Origin of the sequence: Limnothrix sp. FACHB-881, assembly GCF_014698135.1 — a bacterium.
GTDB lineage: Bacteria > Cyanobacteriota > Cyanobacteriia > CACIAM-69d > CACIAM-69d > CACIAM-69d.
On sequence record NZ_JACJSN010000018.1, the window covers coordinates 75,708 to 97,015 of the forward strand.

A 21,308-nucleotide genomic window follows, 5' to 3' on the forward strand; every position below is an offset into this window, starting at 1 on the left:
GTTGAGCGGCGCGAAGGAGTCGATCGCTTGAAACGGCTCGATCGGCTCCATATCCAATCAAAATTCATGCCCTGGAACCTACTGCACCTGTCGGCTGGGGACTTGCTGTTGCGGGGGTTGTTTTGTAATTTTGAACGTTTGATCCCAGTAATTTCACGTAGAATTTACATCACCCTATTGAGATCCAAAATCAATAATATTTTGTCTTTGTTCTGCCTTAGATCGATCTAGAATTCGCTAGAATGACTATCAAAACTGATTCATCGCCGCTTAATTATCTTTTCATAAATCAGATTGAGAATCATTATCTTTTTGATGGATGCGAAGGGATTTGGCTCTGGGCTGGCGACCTTGGGAGGGCAGTGATTTTGAGGAATTGCTGCCAGCTTTTGATGGTTAAAGGCTGGGGATGAATTCAGTTTGCAATGGACTCAGATTTTTCGTGTGAGGTTTGCATATGTCTCGGTTCCATTGGCGATCGCGCTTAACCCCGATCGCTGCCCTGGCCCTGTTGGCGGCGGCTCCCGCTGCACCGGCCTTGGCCCAATCCGTTAATTCCACTAGCCCTGACTTGGCCAATCCCGACTCGATCGGGGCCGTGGCCGACACCAGCGAGCTGATCAACGACCTCAACCAATACGGCCAAGAGGGACGCAACCGCCGCGCCAGCAGCGCCGATCAGGTCACCTCCGTCTCGCAACTGTCGGACGTGCAACCCACCGATTGGGCCTTCCAAGCCCTGCAATCGCTGGTTGAGCGCTACGGTTGCATCGCCGGTTATCCCGACGGAACCTACAAGGGCAACCGGGCCATGACCCGCTACGAGTTCGCGGCCGGTTTGAATGCTTGCCTCGATCGAATCCAAGAATTGCTCGTGACCAACGTGGCCGACTACGCCACCAAGGCCGATCTGGAAGTCCTGAAGAAATTGCAGGACATGTTCAAGACCGAGCTGGCCGCCCTGCGGGGTCGCGTAGACACCCTGGAAGGCCGGATCTCTTACCTGGAGAAAACCCAATTCTCCACCACCACCAAGTTGACCGGGAACGCCATCCTTGGTTTGCAAGGGGGAACCCTCACGGGCGATGACGACGACAGCAACGCCGAAAACGTCACCTTCAGCAATCGGGTGCGATTGGTGTTCAACACCAGCTTCACGGGCCAAGACACCCTGACCACCCGTTTGGAAACCAACAATGTTCAGAATCCGCTGAACGATGTGACGGGCTTGGGTTCCCTGAGCTACGGCGACGGCAACAGCAACCAAATCAGCCTGACCTATTTGGGCTATCGCTTCCCGATCGGGGAAAAAGTGGAAGCCCTTGTGGGAACCACCGGGTTGGATTTGGATGACATCCACGACACCCACAACCCCTTCCTCTATGGCGATGGTTCCGGGGCCCTGTCGCGATTTGGCGATCGGCCGCCCGTGTTGCGTCAACCGGCCGATGCCGGGGTGGGCTTTGTTTGGAGTCCCAGCGATCAATGGTCGATCGGGGCCGCCTACATGGCCGGCAACGCCGCCAGCCCCAGCGATGGCAGCGGTCTCTTCGGCGGTAGCTACAGCGCCAGCGCCAGCTTGAACTACAAGAGCAGTGACAGCCGCTTCAGCGCTGGCCTGTTCTTTGCCCACAGCTACTACTCCAACGACGATTACCAATACGCCGACGAAGACTTGGGCCTGTTGGGTCGCACCGGCACGCGACGCACAATCAACCCCTTTGGCGACCATTCCGCGATCAGCAACAGTGTTGGCCTGCAAGCTAACTATCTGTTCTCGCCCAAGGTGGGCTTGAACGGTTGGGTTGGTTACACCAAGGCGGAAGATGCCCAAAGCGACGACAGCATCGACGTGCTGAACTGGGCTGTGGGTTTGGTCTTCCCTGACTTGGGCAAAGAAGGCAACCTGGGATCCTTGTTGGTGGGTCAGCCGCCGACGGTGATCAGTGCGGATGGCGTGGAAGAGGATGACGAAACACCGATCCACGTGGAAGCGCTCTACCGCTGGGCCGTGAACGACTTCATTTCGATCACTCCGGGGGTGATTGCGGTTTTCAATGCGGACACGGGCAACGACAACAACACGGCCGTTTTGGGCGTGGTGCGCACCGAGTTCAGTTTCTAGGTTCCTGGTGCTCCTGACCCAAAATCAGGGTTTGAACGATCAATTGGGGCGAATGGTTCGATCGTTAAACTTGAGCACAAAACTTGAGCACAAACCGGATGATGACCCAAATTACGGGGGAGAAGCGATTGAGGTAATTGGTGTTGTGGAAACTGCTGAAATCGGCTGAAGCCGGATCAATGGCGGTTACTGAATATCCAGTGGCTCGATCGACTCACGACCCGTGATTTTGTCCAAATTCCCAATCATTCATGGAATCATCGTTGCCCAATTCTTGAATGATTTTCTCGTTCTTTTATCCTCACCTTTTTGACGAACTGCGATCGCCCGATCGCAGTTTTTTTGTTGAAAACCTCAGTCATATTCACAAGGGGCTTGGGGCCTATCGTCATTTCCTAGGATCAGGCGGAAACGATTGATTTTCCATGTCCCAGTCGCTGTAACAAGGGGCTTAAGCCCCTTGTCCCCCACGATCTGCTAACGGTGGAATCAGGGTTTCAGGTGATTTGACGACACACCCTAAGCCCACCTCATAATTGCTTTATGGCATCTGTAATATGACGTACCAATCGTTCTAGGTAAAGGCTGTAACTACAAATAATAATTCTGGCTAAGGGATTAATCATTCCAACGACCAATCGCTACGATCGCCCGTTTTGGTAGAAGCTAGCCAGCTTGTTCGCGAGGGCCATTTTTTGGCTGGTGCAGTCCGTTTCGCGCATTCGGCGGCGCAGCAGCTCCGTGGCGCTATACATCAGGGCTTGAGCTTGGTCTGCATTACCCAGGGCCCGATACGTGTCGATCGCCCCTTGGGCCGCTTCTAAATACCAATCTGGATGGCGATCGGGCGTGAGGAAATTGAGGGCTTGCTCAAAACAGAGTCGCGCCTCTTGCAAGTAGGGGAAGGCATCGGAGTGGCGCTGGCCTTCATCCACATGGGCCCGACCCTTGTGATAGTGCAAAATGCCGCAACCGAGGGCGTAGTCTGGGGCTTGGCGATTGAGGGAGTCGATGCCCTGATTCCAGTTTTTGAGGGCGGCCGCGTAGCCGTGGAGCCGCCAAAGGACACAGCCCCGATTTGCCCAGGATTTCCAGTGACTGTTTTGGGTGAGTGCCAAGGCGCGATCGAACGCGGTCACGGCCTCGCCTAATTGCCCCAGACTGTCCAAGGTGAGGCCACAGTTATTCCACACATCGGGATTATTCGGATCGCTGGCCAAAGACTGGTGAAAGGCTTCCAGGGCTTCCTGGTGGGCCTGTTGGCTATCGAGGGCAATGCCTAGGTTATTCCAAGCTTCGGCATATTGAGGATCCAGGTCGATCGCCCGTTGATAGGCCTCGCGGGCTTCCTGGGTGCGGCCCAAATCTTCGAGCAAGTTGCCACGATAGTTCCAGGCTTCCTTGCAATGGGGATCGATCGAAAGGGTGCGTTCAAAGGACTCCAGGGCTTGGGCCCGTTGACCGAGCTTTTTCTGAAGCATTCCCCGGGCGAACCAGGCCGTGCTGGCGGTGGGTTGCAACTCCAAAGCCCGTTCATAGGCGGCGGCGGCCTCGCCCCAGCGGTCTAGGGTTTGCAGCAACCGCCCACAATCGAGCCAGGCATTGACAACGTTGGGATCAATGGCCAGGATGTGGCGATAGGCGGCAAGGGCTTCCTCGTGACGCTCCATGGCAGCGAGGGCATGGCCATAGTTCCCCCAAAGATCCATTTGGTGCGGAATTTGTTGCAGGAGTGCCTCCAGTTCCGGGAGAGCTTCGGCATAGGCCTTGGCTCCCACTAGGGCGATCGCCCGGCCGTGGCGAGCAACGGTTAAGTCAGATTGGATATCAAGGGCCCGTTCAAAGGCTTCGATCGCCCCAGGATAATTGCTGGCTTCGAGCTGCTGAAGCCCCAGATCCAACCACTGCTGCAACAACCAGTCCGCAGAATGCTCGGGCATGACGGTTACTTCGCTAACCATCTCCTCTGGCGGCACTGGGGGCAACCAATCCGCTCCCCCAATTGCCCCGGGCGCAAGATGTGGCGGCCCAAATAGGGTCACCCCGGGCGACGATGCACCATTAAACGGATCGGAAAAGGATAGGGGTTCCACAGGCTGATCGACGAGCTAACGCGCGATAGGGATCCAAAAGACGGAATTCAGCGAGGTTAGGCGATCGAGCGGTTTCGGGTGACAAGGGGCGATCGGGGATCGTTAGGGTCAGTCAAGCACGCTCATGTTGACATCAGGAATACCAAGCTCAACCCATTCCGTCAATTCCCTAACCGACAAATTGACCCAACTGTCAGCAGTTCCTGGGATTTAGCGAGCATTCTGGGCAGCAGGGTCTGTTTTGATCGACTTTGATCGACGGTTGGGGCTTTTTTGTGTTGTTGGGGCCGTTTTCAGGTTCTAGCGGCGGCGACGGGGGCGATCGCGGCGATCGTCCTCAAAGTTCTCGAAATCGCTGTTCTCAACGTCATCTTCAAGATCATCAAACCGCCCGCGCCCCTCGGAGGCATCACGCCGATCATAACGGGCCAGGGCCCGATCGCGCGGATCCGGGCGGCGGGCTAAGCCGGTCTCCTGGCTTGGGGCCGGACGGCTGGGCCGACGCGATCGACGATTTGGCGGTGGGTCGCTCAGCTCCCGGCTCACCTCCTCAAAGGCTTCCCGCTGCAACAGGGGATAGTCACTGATCCAAACTTGGCGATCGGGAAGATAAAAATCAGCCACTTGGGCCACTCGTCCCAAATCGGGGCGATCGGACAAAATCAGGGTTTGGGCCCGCATTCCCGGCTTAATGCCCTTGTGCTCGCGACGCAGCGGAGCCTGCAAACGGGTTTCAAATCCCGTCTCATCGCCCACTTCCAAGTTGAGGCAACGCTCCCGGTTTTCCACAATCACCAACTCGCCCTGGCGGTTCACCGTTTCCTCTTGACCCACCAGCTCTTCAGTCACATAAACATCCAGAATTTCACCTTCCCAAAAACCGCAATAGCCGAATTTGCGCACTTTGCCATTGCGGAGGCTGGCCCAATAGATGGGGGCCCAAAACCAATAGAGCGCTGCCGCAAAGCCCAGCACAAACCAAATGGGGCCCGTCGCATCGCCCGTGGCTAGGCTGCCCAACCAGGTCACCACCATGCCCACCACGGAAATGGCTAGGCGGCGAATGAAGTCCGCCGGCCGCCCCCAATAGAATTGGTATTGCGGATAGGTGGCGATCGAGGGAATCAGGCGATCGAAAGCGTCACGGGTCAGCGGAACCAGCATAGGTTGTTCGGAGGCGGTTCTGAGGAAGTTTCTGAGGAAGTCACTGAGGCGAGTGGACAAGGTTAAGCCATCGGAGGGCAACGCCAGTCGCCCTCACAAGGGGCTGAAGCCCCTTGCTGCCTAGTGATCGGGTAACGGCAACGGCCATTGGCCTTGACCGATCGACATCAGGTTGTCGCGCTGCTACAGCAGTTTTTCAAGACCATAAACCAAGCACTTCAGGTCAATCAGCTTCCGAATCGTCAGCAACACACCGGGCATATAACAGGCCCGATCGCTCGTGTCGTGGCGCAGCGTGTAGATTTGGCCCGGCGCACCAAAGATCACCTCCTGGTGAGCAATGAGACCCGGCAAGCGAATGCTGTGAACATTGATATTGTCGCCGGCCAAGCTGCCCCGCGCACCGGGAATCAACTCCTTTTCTTCCACCTGTGCCGGATTGAAGGTTTTGCCCAATCCAGACATCAGTTGCACCGTTTGCAGGGCCGTGCCGCTGGGTGCGTCGGCCTTTTGGTTGTGGTGCAGCTCAATGATTTCCACATGATCGAAATATTGGGAGGCTTGAACCGCAGCCTGCTGAAGCAACACCATCCCGATCGAGAAGTTGGGAATGATGGCGCAACCGGTGCTGGCCTTGTCGGCAAATTCCGCCAACTCGCGCACCTGTTGCTCACTCAGCCCCGTTGTGCCGATCGCGGGTCGAATGCCATAGGCGATCGCCGATCGCGCATTTTCATAAACCGAACTGGGGTGCGTGAAATCCACCATCACGCCTAACTGTCGCTCTTGGGCCGCCATGGCCAAAGTCGCCTCTAGCTGATCCAAAATCGGCACTTCTAAGGGGCCGCAGCCGACCACTTCGCCCACATCCTGGCCCACTAGCTCCGGCGCGCGATCGACTGCCCCAATGAGGGTCATATCGGGCGCAGCCGCCACTGCCTTCACCACCTCACGGCCCATCTTGCCAGCCGCACCAACCACCACTACTGGAATTGGGGAATTTTGAGTCATGCCCATTCACCGCCGCGTTAAAGACAAACAGAATCGGTCAACCAAATCAAGCCAACCAAGACCAACAACCTAAAACAAATGGGCAACCTAAAACAAACCCCTGCCATAAACCAACCCCTGAAATTTGTCAGCCCCCGAAAATCAGCCAGCAAAGACCGGCAAGCCACCCCGAACCCGCCCAAAACTGTCGCCCGGGCCAGGGCCAATGTTCACGCTTCGCTCACAGTCGATCGAGTATTTTCAAAGCACCGTATTAATTGCTACCTGGCTGAATTTAGGGTCTGAAGATGCTGTGGAGCGCTCTTTGCGTTGCAATTTGGTCATATTAGACCCGAAAATATCTATTCTTCGCAAGAATAGCGACTAGGGGCAAGCATAATCAGCCAAACCATAACCGTGATTATGCGGAAAATAATCCAAGAACGCTTCCTCGCCAGAAGCTGGGTCAGCGATAAGATATTGGTAGTTTGCCGTGATGCGGCTTCGTTTGCGCCTCAGCTTTTGAGGAGAGCCTTGTGACTTTCTCGATCGACCCGTCTGCCGAGAGTTTGCCCGACGGTGCAGAGAGACCCGTTCTGCGTCCTGATTGGTCGGTGGCCCGCTCCAGTCTGTTGATCGTGGACGATCGAACGGACGATCGCACTCTTTTGCATCGACTTCTAGCGCGTGAGGGCTATCACATCCTGCTGGCGGATAATGCCCATCAGGCTTGGCAGCAACTGAAGCACCATACCTTTGACCTCATCCTATTGGATGTGTATCTGCCCGATCGCAGTGGCTTTGCCCTTTGCGAGGAGCTGAAAACCAACCCAAAAACTGCCGATATTCCAATTATTTTTACTGGCAGCTCTGATGGCGGCTCCAATGGCAGCTTAGATAAAATTCAAGCCTTCAAGGTGGGTGGCGTTGACTATTTAATCAAGCCCTTTGCCCTTGAAGAAGTTTTGGTTCGAGTCAATACACACCTGAAAATTCAGCGAGCTGCCAAGCTGGTTGCCGAACAAAACCAGCGGCTAATAGCGGAAGTGGCGGAACATGAAAAAACCGCCGCCATTCTGCAAGAACAAAAGCAATATTTACGCATTATTTTAGACAACATTCCTCAGCAAATTTTTTGGAAAAATGCTGACTTGGTTTTCTTGGGTTGCAATCGAAGTTGGGCAGAAGCATCCGGTTTAGGGGATCCCGAAAGTGTGATTGGTAAAACCGATCAGGACTTAATTGAAGATCCAGCCATTGCCGAACAATTTCGGGCCCAAGATCGCCGCGTGATTGAAACCAATCAACCCATTTCCCATCAACTATTACGCAAATATCGTCACGCTGAAGGGGGCCAGCCCATCTGGCTAGATTGCTACCGCGTACCGATTCGCGACGAAGCGGGGCAAGTGATTGGGGTTTTAGGGGTTTTGGATGACATCACAGATCGCAAGTTGGCGGCCGATGCCCTGCAACAGGCGGAGGAAAACTATCGCAGTATTTTTGAAAATGCCCTAGAAGGGATCTTTCAAGCCACTTGGGAAGGGCGATTTATGAGCGTGAATCCAACCTTGGCCCGCATTTGTGGCTATGGATCGCCTCAGGAAATGATGGAATTAATCACCAATGTGGGTCAGCAGCTTTACGTGCGATCGCACCGGCGCGAAGAGTTTTTGGCTTACATGGCTCAATACGGAGAAGTATCCAATTTTGAGTCGGAAGTTTACCGGAAAGATGGCCGGCGAATTTGGATTTCTGAAACCGTTCGTAGTGTTTATGACGCTGGGGGCAAGTTTCTTTACTTTGAAGGCATGGTGCAAGAGATTACCGAACGTCGCAAAACAGAGCTGGAATTGCGACAACAACGGCAACAATCGGAGCAATTATTGCTGAATATTTTGCCCCAGAAAATTGCTCAGCGCCTGAAAATGCAACAGACGGCCATGGCCGATCGCTTCGAGTCGGCAACGGTGCTGTTTGCAGACATTGTGGGGTTCACAGAATGGGCTTCCCAAATTCAAGCGGCGGAGTTGGTGTCCTGTTTGAATGATATTTTTTCGGAGTTCGATCGCATTGCTGAACGCTATGGGGTTGAAAAAATCAAGACGATCGGGGATGCCTACATGGCCGTGGGGGGCGTACCTTCGGCGCATCCTAACCATGCCATCAACACGGCGCGGATGGCTTTGGAAATGCAGCAGGCGATCGGGCAGTTTCAACGCAAAAATGGGCAAACCTTTCAGTTGCGAATTGGGCTGAATACGGGCCCCTTGGTGGCGGGGGTCATTGGCATTCGCAAGTTTATCTATGATCTCTGGGGCGACACGGTGAATATTGCCAGCCGGATGGAGTCCCAGGGGGAAGCAGCCAAAATTCAGGTGACGGCTTCCACGGCGGCCCTGTTGGGCGATCAATTTGTTCTAGAGCCGCGTGGCCCCTGGCAAGTGCGAGGACGCGGGGAAATGCTCACCTACTGGCTGGTGGGCGAGCGACCGCCAGCGCCGGATCCCGATTTTGCCGAAAGAGCCGGTGAAATAGCTGATGACCCCAGGATGAATCATCTGAATAATTTTCGTGATTCTAATCCGGGTGATTTTGACCCTGATCGTGCGGCGGGGAGTGATCATCCAGCCGGCGATCGGCCAGTGGCGGGCAGTCAGCGCGGGGACTTTGATCCGGAGGTTGATCCCAAGGATTTGAATTCGATCGATCATAATGGGCAGACCCCTACCCATCCGGCCCGTTCTGGGGCTGGCCATGCCGTCGATCGCGCCACCGATGCCCATTCCTAAGACCGCTCCCAGTCCTTCCTCAACCGAGTCCCCCTACGACTGGATGGCCCAGGCCCTCCAGACGATTCACCGGGCCCATTGGCATCGATCGCCCCAGATCCTGAGCGGCCGGCCGGGGGCCGTGGTGGAGCGCGACGGCCGCACCCTGATTAACTTCGCCAGTAATGACTACTTGGGGTTGGCGGGCGATGACCGGTTAATGGCCGCCGCGATCGAGGCGATTCAAACCAATGGAACCGGCAGCACTGGCTCACGGCTGATTACTGGCCAACGAGCGTTGCACCGAGAGCTAGAACAGGCGATCGCCCAACTGAAACAGACCGAAGACGCGATTGTCTTCAGTTCCGGGTATTTAGCTAATCTGGGCACGATCGCCGCCTTGGTGGGCCCGCGAGATTTGATTTTGAACGATGCCTATAACCATTCCAGTCTGCTAGCCGGAGCCAAACTCAGTGGAGCCACGGTGGTGGACTATCGGCATGGCGACTTGCAGGATTTGGGCGATCGGCTCCAAAGCCACCGTTCCCACTATCGCCGCTGCCTGATCCTCACGGACACGGTGTTTAGTATGGATGGGGACTTGGCTCCCCTGCCGGAAATTCTGGACTTGGCGGCGGCCTTTTCCGCCATGGTGTTGGTGGATGAGGCCCACGGGACGGGGGTTTTCGGGGCCACGGGGGCCGGCTGCGTGGAGGCCCTGGGGTGCAGCGGGCGATCGTTGATTCAGATGGGAACCCTCAGCAAGGCCCTGGGCAGCTTGGGGGGCTATGTGGCCGGCTCGGCCACCCTCGTCGATTTTTTGCGCAACCGCGCCGCCAGTTGGATTTACACCACGGGCCTGTCACCCGCTGACACGGCCGCCGCCCTGGCTGCCATTCGGATTGTGAACCAAGAACCCGATCGACGGGCCGCCCTTTGGCACAACACCCGATCGCTCCGTCAAGCCCTTCAGGATTGGTTAGCCATCCAGCCCGCCGAACTCACCCAGGGCGATCGCGCCTACCGCCTACTGCCCAGTGAATCGCCTATTCTCTGTTTGCAAGTGCCCAACCCAGCCACCGTCAGCCAATTGGGGCGATCGCTCACGGAAGCCGGCCTGTGGGTCGGAGCCATTCGACCACCCACCGTGCCCACCAGCCGCCTGCGCCTGACCCTGATGGCCACCCACCAGCCCGAACATTTAGCTCAACTCATGGCCGCCCTGCGATCGGCCATTCCCCCAGGAGCCTAAGGGGGAAGTGGCTCCCCGCTGCAACCTTAGGAAGGCAAATTTCTAGGGCTGTTAGTGACCTTTCCAGGCATTTTTCAAGGTCAATCAATCCCAAGCCCAAATTCATAACAAGCGTACCCTGGCAACTCCTAGAACCCGTTTGTGCTAAAATCTTGGAATGTTTTGAAGTTATAGGGCTTTAGGCAAATTTAACCTGCCTAAGATGTCCAATCTGGAGCGGAGTGAGCATGACCAGCAACTATGGGGCAGATCAAATTCAGGTTCTTGAAGGGCTTGAACCTGTCCGCAAGCGACCGGGAATGTACATCGGCTCCACTGGGCCGCGCGGTCTCCATCATCTAGTTTACGAGGTGGTGGACAACTCGATCGATGAAGCCCTTGCTGGTTACTGCACCCACATTGAAGTGGATCTGAATGCCAACGGCTCCGTCACCGTCACCGACGACGGCCGCGGCATCCCCGTTGACATTCACCCCCAAACCGGCAAGTCCGCCCTCGAAACCGTGATGACCGTGCTGCACGCGGGCGGCAAATTCGGCGGCGGTGGCTACAAAGTATCCGGCGGTCTCCATGGCGTGGGCGTGTCCGTGGTGAATGCCCTCTCGGAAGAAGTGATTGTTGAAGTCAAGCGCCTGAGCCAACGGCACGTTCAACGCTACAGCCGAGGCATCCCCCAAGGGCCCCTGACCAGCGAACCCAGCGACGATTCCCAAACGGGTACGCGGGTCACCTTTTTGCCCGATCGCGAAATTTTCATCACCGGCACAGAATTTGACTACGCCACCCTCGCCAGTCGGCTGCGGGAGCTGGCCTATCTGAATGCGGGCGTAAAAATCACCTTCAGCGATCACCGGCTGGAGCTGTTGCGTACCGAGCAACCCAAGGTTGAAACCTACTGCTACGAAGGCGGCATTCGGGAATATGTAGCCTATATCAACCGCGATCGCCTGCCCCTCCACGAGGAAATTCTCTACGTGCAAGGGGAGCGCGACGGGGTGCATGTGGAAGTGGCCATGCAATGGTCGATCGATGCCTACACAGACAACCTATTCGGGTTTGCCAACAACATTCGTACCGTGGATGGCGGAACCCACCTGGAAGGGTTGAAGGCCGTTTTGACCCGCACCATGAACGCGATCGCCCGCAAGCGCAACAAACTCAAAGATGGCGATGCCAACCTGGGCGGCGAACATATTCGGGAAGGCTTGACGGCGATTATTTCCGTGAAAGTGCCCGATCCAGAATTTGAAGGACAAACCAAAACCAAACTCGGCAACCCCGAGGTACGCGGCATTGTGGATTCCCTGGTGGGGGAAGTCTTCACGGAATATCTGGAGTTCCGGCCCGGCGTGGCGGATTCCATTTTGGAAAAGGCGATTCAAGCCTTCAATGCGGCCGAAGCGGCTCGGCGGGCTCGCGAATTGGTACGCCGGAAATCGGTGTTGGAATCGTCGCCCTTGCCGGGTAAATTAGCCGATTGCAGCTCGAAGGATCCGTCCGAATCAGAAATTTTTATTGTGGAAGGAGACTCGGCAGGCGGTTCCGCCAAGCAAGGAAGAAACCGTCGATTCCAAGCCATTTTGCCCCTGCGTGGGAAGATCCTAAACATCGAAAAAACCGACGATGCCAAGATCTATAAAAACACCGAAATTCAGTCGCTAATTTCTGCCCTGGGATTAGGCATCAAAGGCGAGGAATTTGATGTTTCCCAACTGCGTTATCACCGGGTGGTATTGATGACCGATGCGGACGTGGACGGGGCCCACATTCGCACCCTGCTGCTCACCTTTTTCTATCGCTATCAACGGGAATTGGTGGAGCAAGGTCACATCTACATTGCCTGCCCGCCCCTATACAAGGTGGAGCGCGGCCGGAATCATCAATATTGCTACAGCGATCGGGAGTTGCAGCAGATTTTGGCGGGCTTCCCGGCCAATGCCAACTACAACATTCAGCGGTTCAAAGGTTTGGGTGAAATGATGCCCGATCAGCTTTGGGACACCACCATGAACCCGGAAACCCGCACGATGAAACGGGTGGAAATTGATGATGCGGCTGAGGCCGATCGCATTTTCACAATCCTGATGGGCGATCGGGTGGCTCCCCGCCGGGAATTTATCGAAACCTACGGGGCCAAGCTGAACCTCACCGACCTGGACATTTAGCCCAAATTTTCAGGATTCGTGGGGTAAGGATAGTGCCCATGGTTCCATCTCTATCCATTGTTGATTTGGTCTAAAAGCCAGATCATAATCTATCCTGATAGGGAGCTCGTTACCTGGGCCAGTCCTTTATGTCCTCTGTGGATTTACAAGCCGTTATTGCTGGAACTCAAGAAAGCCGAGTTGAGGCATTGCGGCAAATTCTTGGCTACCCACTGAAGCAGCGTGACCCGGAAGGCTCCCGATTCTGGTTTTTGCGTCCTGGCGCAGATGAAGACGAAGCAGAAGAGACCTGCCCGATCGCCGTTGGCTTCTATGCTGAACTGAGCGAACAGACAGATGCTGGGATCAAGAAGTTCTTAACGGCAGAGAAGCAGCAGCGCGAGATTTACGGGCACTATACCGGGCGCATTATTCCGAATCAGCCTGTGATGTACCTGCTGTTGCCGGAATCTCCCCTTTCCCAGCTTGAGAGAGGGGCTGGGGGTGAGGGTGGGCAAGTGGCAATGATTCTCCCCTCGGATGGAAAGCTACGGCAACGGCAGATTCAGACTTTTTCTTGGTCAGATCAGGATTTACAGGCACGGTTGAATCGACTCAGGCAAGATACGCTGGCTCGAACGAACCGGGTGAAGGATACGGCTTTGTCTGTCATCCCGCTTGTGGAGTGGGCGTTTTACAAGCCGATCACCACTGCAAAGGAACTGGCTCAGAAGTTGGCTAAGATGTCCCGCCAGATTGAGCAGGCCATTCCTAATGTCTACAGAGCAGAGCCAAACGATGGTTATTTACAAGGGTTGCTGCGGAGTTTTCAGAAAGAGTTGCTGCCAACCCTGAAGCTAGAGTCTGAAAACGAGAAGGACTATAGCTTTGCGGATATTTATGCCCAGACGATCGCCTATGGGCTATTTACTGCTAGGGTCTTCGGTTACACCCAGAATGCCCAGAAAGATTTTAATCGAGAAGATGCTTGGGAATTGCTGCCCGAGACGAACCCGTTTTTGCGTCGGTTGTTTCGGGATGTGTCAAAGGCGGTGGGTGAATATGACAAGGGAGTGGCTACTGCCCTACGGTCAGAAAAATCAGATGAATCACCTGTGATTGCCGATGAGTTGATTGATGCAATTTCCGAGGTGGTTAGTATTCTGCGGGCGGCGAAGATGGATGCCATCTTGGAGGATTTCCGAGCCAAGATGAACCGTGAGGACATCGTGATTCGGTTCTATGAAGACTTTTTGGCTGCGTATAAGCCCAAGATGCGGGAGAGGAGAGGGGTTTACTATACGCCGGAGCCAGTAGTGTCTTATATGGTGCGCTCTGTCGATATTTTGCTGAAGGAGAAGTTTAATAAGCCGTTGGGTTTGGCGGATCCAGAGGTGATGATTCTTGATCCAGCTTGTGGGACTGGAACCTTTTTGCTGTGGATTTTTCAACTCATCCACCAACGGTTTCAGGAGAATCCTGATGCTTTGACTGAGGGGTTAGAGGATCGATCGTGGTCAGGCTATGTGAAAGATCGGTTGTTGCCCCGAGTTTTTGGGTTTGAGTTGCTGATGGCTCCCTATGCGATCGCCCATCTCAAGTTGGGATTATTTTTAGAAGAAACAGGGTATCAGTTTGACACTGGAAAGCGTTTAGGTGTTTATCTAACTAATTCTTTGGACGACTCAATTCGCAAATCTCAAACCTTATTTGAGGAATTTATTGCAGAAGAATCCGATCAATCAAGTTCTATTAAACTGGATAAACCAATCATGATTGTTATTGGTAATCCGCCTTATGAGGGTGAATCAGCAAATAAAAACATTAAATGGATTAATCGCTTAGTAAGGGGGCAAGATCCTGTTTCTGGTAGAAAAGTTGAAAGTTATTTTGAGGTAGACGGTAAGTCTTTACGTGATTTAGGCGAAAAAAATACTAAATGGTTAAATAACGACTATGTAAAATTCATGCGATTTTCCCACTGGCGAATTGAAAGAACAGGTGATGGGATTGTTTCTTTTATCACAGATCGAAGTTTTTTAGGTGGTTCTACCTTTCGAGGCATGAGGCAAAGTCTCCTGTCTTCTTTTGACAGTATTAGAATTCTTGATTTACATGGCAATTTTCGAGGCAGACGTAAAGGAGCAGTAGCTGAGGACGAAAATGTATTTCAGATTGGCCAAGGAACAGCAGTTAGCTTTCTTGTCAAAAACTCAGATTTAAGCTCTGAATTAGATAATTTTTTCCATGCTGATTTGTGGGGACGCTGGGAAGAGTTTTATGATATTCAGAAAAAGGACTTGACCAGAACCTGTAAAGCGGGATGGCTGCTAGAGAACGATATAAGAACAACTGAATGGTTAGGATATCCTGTCACGTCACCGCACTATTCCTTTGAAATAGGAGAAGGTGATTCTGAGGATGTACTGGATACTTTTCAGCTTGAATATGAAAAAGGTTGGAAGATTACAGAGATCTTCGATATTCAGTCAATGGGCATAACCAGTGGTCTGGATAAGAGTAGAATCTGTCCTCAGTATTCATCTGAAGAAATGTGGGCTTTAGTAGAGAAGTTTGCTAATACTCCTATCAAAGATGCCAAGCTGGAGTTTGGGATAGACAAGGATGCAAAGATAATCTCTGCACAGAATGATATTCGAGAAAATGGATTAGATCGCAATAAAATCACTCCCATCCTTTACAGACCTTTCGATGTGCGGTTCACTTACTACACAGGAAAGTCAGAGGGTTTTCACTACAGGCCTCGAAAAGACGTAATGAGAAATTTAATTAATAGGAAGAATCTAGCTCTTTGCTTTATCAGAAGCAGTAGGGAGAGTATCGTTTCTAATTTTTTTGTTTCCAGCTTTATTACAGATAAAACTATTTTATCATCATCAGACAACGCAAATGTTACACCTTTATATATTTATCCTGATGTTGATGCTCCAGAACAATTACAAGAAATAACTAGACACAATCTATCTCAAGGTTTATTATCAACTCTTACTTCTGACTTAGGATTCAGTCCATCTCCAGAAGATATTTTTTACTACATTTACGCAATCTTGTATTGTCCTACATACAGAATTCGCTACATGAGTTCTCTCAAAAGAGACTTTCCGTATATCCCTTTTACTAAAATTAGTGAAGTTTTTCGTCAACTTTCCTCCTATGGAAAAGAGTTGAGTTGGTTTCTCTTCATTTAATGACTTCCCCAAAGCTCAGTAACTTAATTACCCATTTTGAAAGTAATGGTAATTACATGGTTGATGCGAAGCATCCTAAATATTTGAATGGCAAGGTCATCATCAACAAAAAAGGTGATGGGTTTACTGGAGTGCCTGAAGAAGTCTGGAATTTTTATGTAGGTGGCTATCAGGTTTGTCAGAAATGGCTCAAAGATCGTAAGGGACGCACCCTCACTCAGGAAGACATCATCCACTATCAGCGCATTATCGTAGCTCTGCAAGAAACTATCCAGTTGATGAAAAAAATTGATGAAGCGATTCCCGGCTGGCCATTAGAGTGAGTAAACCCTTATCAAAATTATTTAGGATTGGTTCATAGCAAAAGTTAGCTCAAATGTAGCTGATGGATTTACACAGTCATTCCAAAGAAAAAGAGGTGTCACCTGATGGATCTAAGGATGAGAATGTATTTGATATTCAATAGGGCGTTTCAGTTTGTTTATTCTTAAAGACACAGGAAGCAGAAAAATGACCATGATGAATTATCTACGAGCACAGTTGATTCAAAAAATCCAAGAAACTCCAGATGATTTACTCCAAGAGTTCTTGGATTTTCTAATGTTTATCAACCATAGGAAAACGCGCTTTTCTCGCAAGATTGATTCTTCCTATCCCCTACGAGGCTTGCCAGTGGAATATATTAATCCCACTGATCCTATTGCCACTGACGATTGGGATATTTTGTCATGATTATTTTAGACACGCATATTTGGATATGGTGGGTACATGGAGATCCAAAACTTAGCCAATCAGCCAATCAAATTATTCAATCCCATGAATCTACCGGTTTGGGTATTAGTGTAATTTCCTGTTGGGAAGTGGCAAAATTGGTTGAATATCAACGACTCAAGCTGCCCTGTGGGGTGTTGGACTGGCTGAATCAAGCCCTGGCTTATCCCGGCATAACATTACTAGAACTAACTCCTGAAATTGTGGTTACTTCAACTCAGTTAACTGGGTTTCATCGCGATCCTGCTGACCAAAGGACGCACTCTCAGCCCAGAAGACATTACCCATTACCAGCGCATCATCGTAGCTCTGCAAGAAACCATTCGACTAATGCAGCAAATTGATGAAGCGATTCCAGGTTTTCCCCTTGAGTAACCCCAACAGAGAGGATTCATACAATGCCCAGAGCCGCCATTATTCAGCCCGATCAGTCCTACACCTTTGCCGACTACTTCAAACTCAACTTTGCCCCGCAAGACATTCTGACGTACTTCAACGTTTCCCTCCAACGCCGCTCCTTAAACCTGCCTCGCTATTCCGGTAGCCTCGATCGCCTCACCGATCTCAAAACTCGCATTGAAGAAAGCCTGCCCCGCCTCAGCCTCACCAGCGAAATGGCACGCCGCGAATTTTTGATCGCCCCAGTGCTAACAGACGTGTTGCACTACACCCAAGCCACCCTCAATGTTGAGTATCCCGTTGCCGTCAGCAATCAACTCAAAGGCTCCCTCGATTATCTGCTGCAAAATGATCAAGCCTTTTTGGTAATCGAAGCTAAGAATGAAGACTTGGAACGAGGGTTTGTGCAACTGGCGATCGAACTAATTGCACTGGATCAATGGATCGAGTCTGAGCAGACCGTCCTGCAAGGGGCAATTTCAACCGGAAACATTTGGCAGTTTGGGCAATTTGATCGCCAAACTCGTGGAGTGACTCAAGACCTGAATCTCTACCGTGTTCCTGCCGATTTGGAAGACCTGCTGCGAATTCTCGTCAGAATTCTTGAACCCTAACCTCTATGCTTGAAGCCGTCATCCAAGATCAGATCCGCCAACAACGCCCCTATTACCTACTTCAAGGCAATTCGGTTAAAGGAGTTGGTGGTCAATACTGGCTGGTTTTTCGGCATCGAGACGCTGAACAACATTTGGCGAGCGGGGGAAACTTCCTAAAAAACATCGTTTCCTTACTAGGTTTTAAAGATAAAGCAGTTTCCCATAAGGTAATTCGGATTGATCCCAGTGCCGCCAAAGTTTACACCTACAATCCCCGCACCCCTGGCGATCTCCCTTCTCCTGCACTGCTCCGCACAGGCAATCTCAAAATTATTGAGCAGTTCTTTGTTCTAGAGCGAACCACCAAAGAACCCGCGCTGCTCAGTGGCAGTTTCCGAGAAATCAAAGGTATCAAGCGCCGCTACAACCTACCTATCCAACTTGATGCCTACAACAAGGTAACAGCTCAAATGCTGGAACGGAGCAGTATTTATCGCCGTTCCACTGCTTATTTTGATAGTGGCGTTCTCAAACTCTACGAAGAACCCCTGCAAACCATTGTCCAGACCGAAGGGCAGATCCGGCTGCTAATGGATTGGCAAGGGTTCACTAAACGCGCTGACGTGGCAGAACTGGAAAGGCTGCACAATTCTGACTACCGCGCCCAATTCATCCAGCGCACATTGCAGGAATTTCTTGAGGGACTTGAGGAAAGTGCGTTCAATGGCACTCAAATCATGGCGGAGCTGGTGCGACTTGGTTTCTTGGAAATCAAGCTAATCAAGATGAGCCAGGACAGATCGCTCTACCACAAAAAGACAGGCATTTATAGCGATCGCCTCAATAACCACATCCTGCACGAAGGCTCCGACAACTTCACCCTTGCTGCCCACTCACGCAACGCTGAAAGTGTTACCTTCCTCTGGTCATGGGGTTCGCAAGAAGATCAAGAAACGATTGAGCAAAGCATCCAGGAATTTGATAGCGAGTGGCAGCGTCAAGACTTTGCCTACAACCTAACTCAAGAATTTCTCCGGCAGGTGTTGCAAGAGTGCGATCGCCGGAGCCAGCAACGGCAACCTCGAATCGAGCAAATTACTCCTGACGAACTTCCTCCCGGCGAGACAACCGAAGTCAAAATTACAGGCGACAACCTGGATCAAGTTGATACGATTACCATCCCCGATAACCCACTGGTTGAAGTCAACATCACCGCACAGACCCCAGAGGAAATCGCAGCAGATGTCACCGTATCGCCCGATCACCCACCCCAACAGATTCCTAATTTTCGGGTCAAAGACAGCGCGGGAAGCGAATATAACGTTCAGCCGCAGAATCCTCCCAAAGTTCCCCAAGTTGAGGAACTACCCAACTTTGATGAAATTGAAGGCTTCCAGCAGGCAGTAGAACTCATTCTGGCTGGAAAAAATGGAACGCCTAATGACTTTCTCTACTGGCTGGCCCAACAACGCCCTCGGCAATTTCGGGTTGAGCAAAGCGATCTACTGGATGAACTCGTAAACCAAGGAACGCTGTTTGAACACCAGAAATCAGGAGCGCAACACTGCCTACGGGTCATGCAAGATTTTGGAGTGGCAGTCTGTGCCGATGCTGTGGGTCTGGGTAAAACTCGCCTTGCGGCTGCTGTTGCTCGGCTTTCCCGCCAACGCTTTGAAATTGAACAGGGCGGGCAAGCCAAAGTTGCGATCATCGCTGCCAAAAAACTGCACGACAACTGGAAGCGCGAGATGGGTGAACTCGGTTTTCGGGATAGTGACTACGAGCTATACAACAAAAACCTGATGAGCCGAAAGGGAACAGGCTTTATTGACGACTTCAACCGCTATGGTGGCCCCGACCTGGTGATTATTGACGAGGCCCACGAAGGCATCCGCAACTATAAGAATCGGGTTCACAAGCTCTGTTTACAAATTCGAGACCGCGATCGCGCCTCTGGACGACAGCGTAACTTCCTGTTGCTAACAGCAACGCCCTGGAACAACCGCCGTGAGGACATCTACAACATCCTTCAGCCATTTCTGACTCGACCAGAAGGCTTCACTGATTCTGGTTTTCCACCGGAACTTGCTCAGTGGTTCCAAAACCGAGAAACGGGAGTGGAGCAATTCACTGACGATTCAGCCTTATTTCGCCGCACCTACCGGGAACTGTTTTTGCAACGCACCCGCCAGATGCTCCGCGATGCCATGCCCGACCTCAACGTTTATGCCAAACGGCAGGCAGAATGGCTCCCTGTGCAGTTTGAAGACAGCACTGAGCAGGCGCTAGAGCAGATCTTCACCCAGTTTGAAACCCAACTCTACATCCCCTTTGCTGACCCCATTCGTTATCTAACAGGCAGTGTGGAACAACGCGCCCTGCTGCAAAACCAGCGCCGATTCTTCCTGCAACGGGCAGAGTCCAGCATGTATGCGCTAAAACGCACGATCGTTAACTTTCGGGGCCGGATTGAGCAGATGCAGTCACGATTGGGCGAAGTGACAGCGGATGCCGGCGGATTAAAGCAGTTTCTCTTGCTCCACTACGGGTTTGAGTCAGGGCAGCCGGAACAATTAGACTTCGATTTTCTGGACGATCGAGAAGCCTACGATGAGGACTATGAAGAGGAAGACGACGATGATGAAGATACGGTCGCCGAGCAGCAAGAAAAACGGCAGCAGCTTCGTCGCACCATTGATCTTGCCATTGAGCGTTTGCAGTCTGATCCAAACGAAGCCCGCCGCATCTATGCATTGCTATGGTCAGCCTGTGACAACGACTTGATGCAATTGCAAGACATTCAAGATCTGTTGGCAGATGAATTCATCAGAGACCACAAACGGGAACAGGTAACAGCTAAGGTGCGAGAACTGGTGAGCCAGGGGCGTAAGGTGCTGCTCATTTCCACCTTTTCAGATACGGTTCTCGACTATTACCGCTACATGGCTCAAGACTCAACCATTGTGGGTCAGGGTATTGGCATGGCGATCGGTGGAGCTAAACGCTACTTCCCTGATTCTGACAGTCATGCTATTCAATTTGCTCCTCATAATGCCGTGAAAGCAGGGCGGCAACGTACAGGTATTAAGCGTTTAGAGCTTTTTCGGTTGTTTGCCCCGATTGCAAGCTGTCGTAATCCAGGAGATCGCCCCAGCGCAGAGGACGAAGTTAAAGTGCTGATTGGTTCAGAAACCTTATCTGTGGGTCAAAATCTCCAAGATGCCGACTATTTAATCAATATCGATTTGCCCTGGAACCCAATGACGCTAGAGCAGCGTATTGGACGAATTGACCGACCCAAGCAGCACAAGGCTGAAAATATTTATATCTATTATGCCAACAGTGAAAGTCAGTTGCTGCGTCAGGCCAGCCGTCTTTCCAACCTCAACAAAAAGCTAATTGGAGCAGATGTCGTTAATCAAGATGGAACCCTGCAAGATGTTCCAAACATTAATGATTTGGGTGCTTCAATCTATGGTGACACTCTCTTTGACGACACAATTTTGCCAGGGTATGTAGACTTTATTCGTGACCTGGTTGTGACTAGGCGGCAAACCCAGGAGAATTTTCAGGAAAAACAGTACCGTCAGCAGGAAACCTCGCGAGACCTCTACACCCAGCAAGAAATTCTCTTCTCTGAGGATATTAGCCAACGGCTCAAGGCTTTAGGAGATGACTATCAGAGCTAATTTATAAAGAGAAGCTAAAGCCGACTTGGTAGCTCTAAATCCGGTTTTAGGCTAGACCTAACCGAAGCATCACCCAGCTCATGAGTCGTCTCCCGGTCATTGCCA

12 protein-coding genes are annotated in these 21,308 nt (G+C 51.9%); 9 read left to right on the top strand and 3 right to left on the bottom strand.

Annotation, left to right across the window (positions count from 1 at the left end; all coding sequences use genetic code 11):
• The first annotated feature begins 457 nt into the window (after nt 1–457).
• A complete protein-coding gene (locus tag H6G52_RS15285) occupies nt 458–2,125 on the top strand; it encodes an iron uptake porin (protein WP_190529441.1) in 1,668 nt (555 codons plus the stop codon).
• 641 nt (nt 2,126–2,766) lie between these two features.
• On the opposite strand, the gene H6G52_RS15290 is transcribed toward H6G52_RS15285, so the two are convergent.
• The 3 genes from H6G52_RS15290 to dapB all read right to left on the bottom strand — a co-directional run bounded on the left by H6G52_RS15290 (nt 2,767) and on the right by dapB (nt 6,393).
• On the bottom strand, nt 2,767–4,218 hold the full coding sequence (locus tag H6G52_RS15290) for a tetratricopeptide repeat protein (protein ID WP_190529443.1): 1,452 nt from the start codon (nt 4,216–4,218) through the stop codon (nt 2,767–2,769).
• Between the two features lie 300 nt (nt 4,219–4,518).
• A complete protein-coding gene (locus tag H6G52_RS15295) occupies nt 4,519–5,382 on the bottom strand; it encodes a phosphate ABC transporter permease (RefSeq protein ID WP_199312458.1) in 864 nt (287 codons plus the stop codon).
• 183 nt (nt 5,383–5,565) lie between these two features.
• Nucleotides 5,566–6,393 (bottom strand): 4-hydroxy-tetrahydrodipicolinate reductase, encoded by an 828-nt coding sequence (dapB, locus tag H6G52_RS15300; protein ID WP_099533583.1) that lies wholly within the window; start codon nt 6,391–6,393, stop codon nt 5,566–5,568.
• A 515-nt stretch (nt 6,394–6,908) separates the two neighbouring features.
• Between dapB and H6G52_RS15305 the strand changes: the two genes are divergently transcribed.
• From H6G52_RS15305 to H6G52_RS15340, 8 genes are all read left to right on the top strand, one after another.
• Nucleotides 6,909–9,164, top strand: a complete 2,256-nt coding sequence (locus H6G52_RS15305; RefSeq protein WP_190529445.1) for an adenylate/guanylate cyclase domain-containing protein — start codon at nt 6,909–6,911, stop codon at nt 9,162–9,164.
• Nucleotides 9,151–10,395 carry an 8-amino-7-oxononanoate synthase gene (gene bioF / locus H6G52_RS15310; protein WP_190529468.1) on the top strand — a complete coding sequence of 415 codons (1,245 nt, stop codon included), beginning with the start codon at nt 9,151–9,153 and terminating at the stop codon, nt 10,393–10,395. Before H6G52_RS15305 ends, bioF begins: the two co-directional genes overlap by 14 nt.
• A 227-nt stretch (nt 10,396–10,622) precedes the next feature.
• On the top strand, nt 10,623–12,560 hold the full coding sequence (gene gyrB / locus H6G52_RS15315) for a DNA topoisomerase (ATP-hydrolyzing) subunit B (protein ID WP_099533579.1): 1,938 nt from the start codon (nt 10,623–10,625) through the stop codon (nt 12,558–12,560).
• A 137-nt stretch (nt 12,561–12,697) separates the two neighbouring features.
• A complete protein-coding gene (locus tag H6G52_RS18625; RefSeq protein WP_370567719.1) occupies nt 12,698–15,748 on the top strand; it encodes a type ISP restriction/modification enzyme in 3,051 nt (1,016 codons plus the stop codon).
• Nucleotides 15,748–16,071: a type ISP restriction/modification enzyme gene (locus H6G52_RS18840; RefSeq protein WP_190529449.1), complete on the top strand. Its 324-nt coding sequence runs from the start codon at nt 15,748–15,750 to the stop codon at nt 16,069–16,071. The genes H6G52_RS18625 and H6G52_RS18840 overlap by 1 nt, the downstream gene beginning before the upstream one ends.
• Before the next feature lie 405 nt (nt 16,072–16,476).
• Nucleotides 16,477–16,863 carry a type II toxin-antitoxin system VapC family toxin gene (locus H6G52_RS15330; RefSeq protein ID WP_190529450.1) on the top strand — a complete coding sequence of 129 codons (387 nt, stop codon included), beginning with the start codon at nt 16,477–16,479 and terminating at the stop codon, nt 16,861–16,863.
• A gap of 54 nt (nt 16,864–16,917) precedes the next feature.
• On the top strand, nt 16,918–17,532 hold the full coding sequence (locus H6G52_RS15335) for a hypothetical protein (protein WP_190529452.1): 615 nt from the start codon (nt 16,918–16,920) through the stop codon (nt 17,530–17,532).
• A 5-nt stretch (nt 17,533–17,537) separates the two neighbouring features.
• On the top strand, nt 17,538–21,203 hold the full coding sequence (locus tag H6G52_RS15340) for a helicase-related protein (RefSeq protein WP_190529454.1): 3,666 nt from the start codon (nt 17,538–17,540) through the stop codon (nt 21,201–21,203).
• Nucleotides 21,204–21,308: the final 105 nt, after the last annotated feature.

Coding starts and splice junctions, on each gene's coding strand:
- bioF (WP_190529468.1), top strand. CDS start 9,151: ATGCCCATTCCTAAGACCGCTCCCAGTCCTTCCTCAACCGAGTCCCCC.
- H6G52_RS15330 (WP_190529450.1), top strand. CDS start 16,477: ATGATTATTTTAGACACGCATATTTGGATATGGTGGGTACATGGAGAT.
- H6G52_RS15340 (WP_190529454.1), top strand. CDS start 17,538: ATGCTTGAAGCCGTCATCCAAGATCAGATCCGCCAACAACGCCCCTAT.
- dapB (WP_099533583.1), bottom strand. CDS start 6,393: ATGACTCAAAATTCCCCAATTCCAGTAGTGGTGGTTGGTGCGGCTGGC.
- H6G52_RS18840 (WP_190529449.1), top strand. CDS start 15,748: ATGACTTCCCCAAAGCTCAGTAACTTAATTACCCATTTTGAAAGTAAT.
- H6G52_RS15285 (WP_190529441.1), top strand. CDS start 458: ATGTCTCGGTTCCATTGGCGATCGCGCTTAACCCCGATCGCTGCCCTG.
- H6G52_RS15295 (WP_199312458.1), bottom strand. CDS start 5,382: ATGCTGGTTCCGCTGACCCGTGACGCTTTCGATCGCCTGATTCCCTCG.
- gyrB (WP_099533579.1), top strand. CDS start 10,623: ATGACCAGCAACTATGGGGCAGATCAAATTCAGGTTCTTGAAGGGCTT.
- H6G52_RS15335 (WP_190529452.1), top strand. CDS start 16,918: ATGCCCAGAGCCGCCATTATTCAGCCCGATCAGTCCTACACCTTTGCC.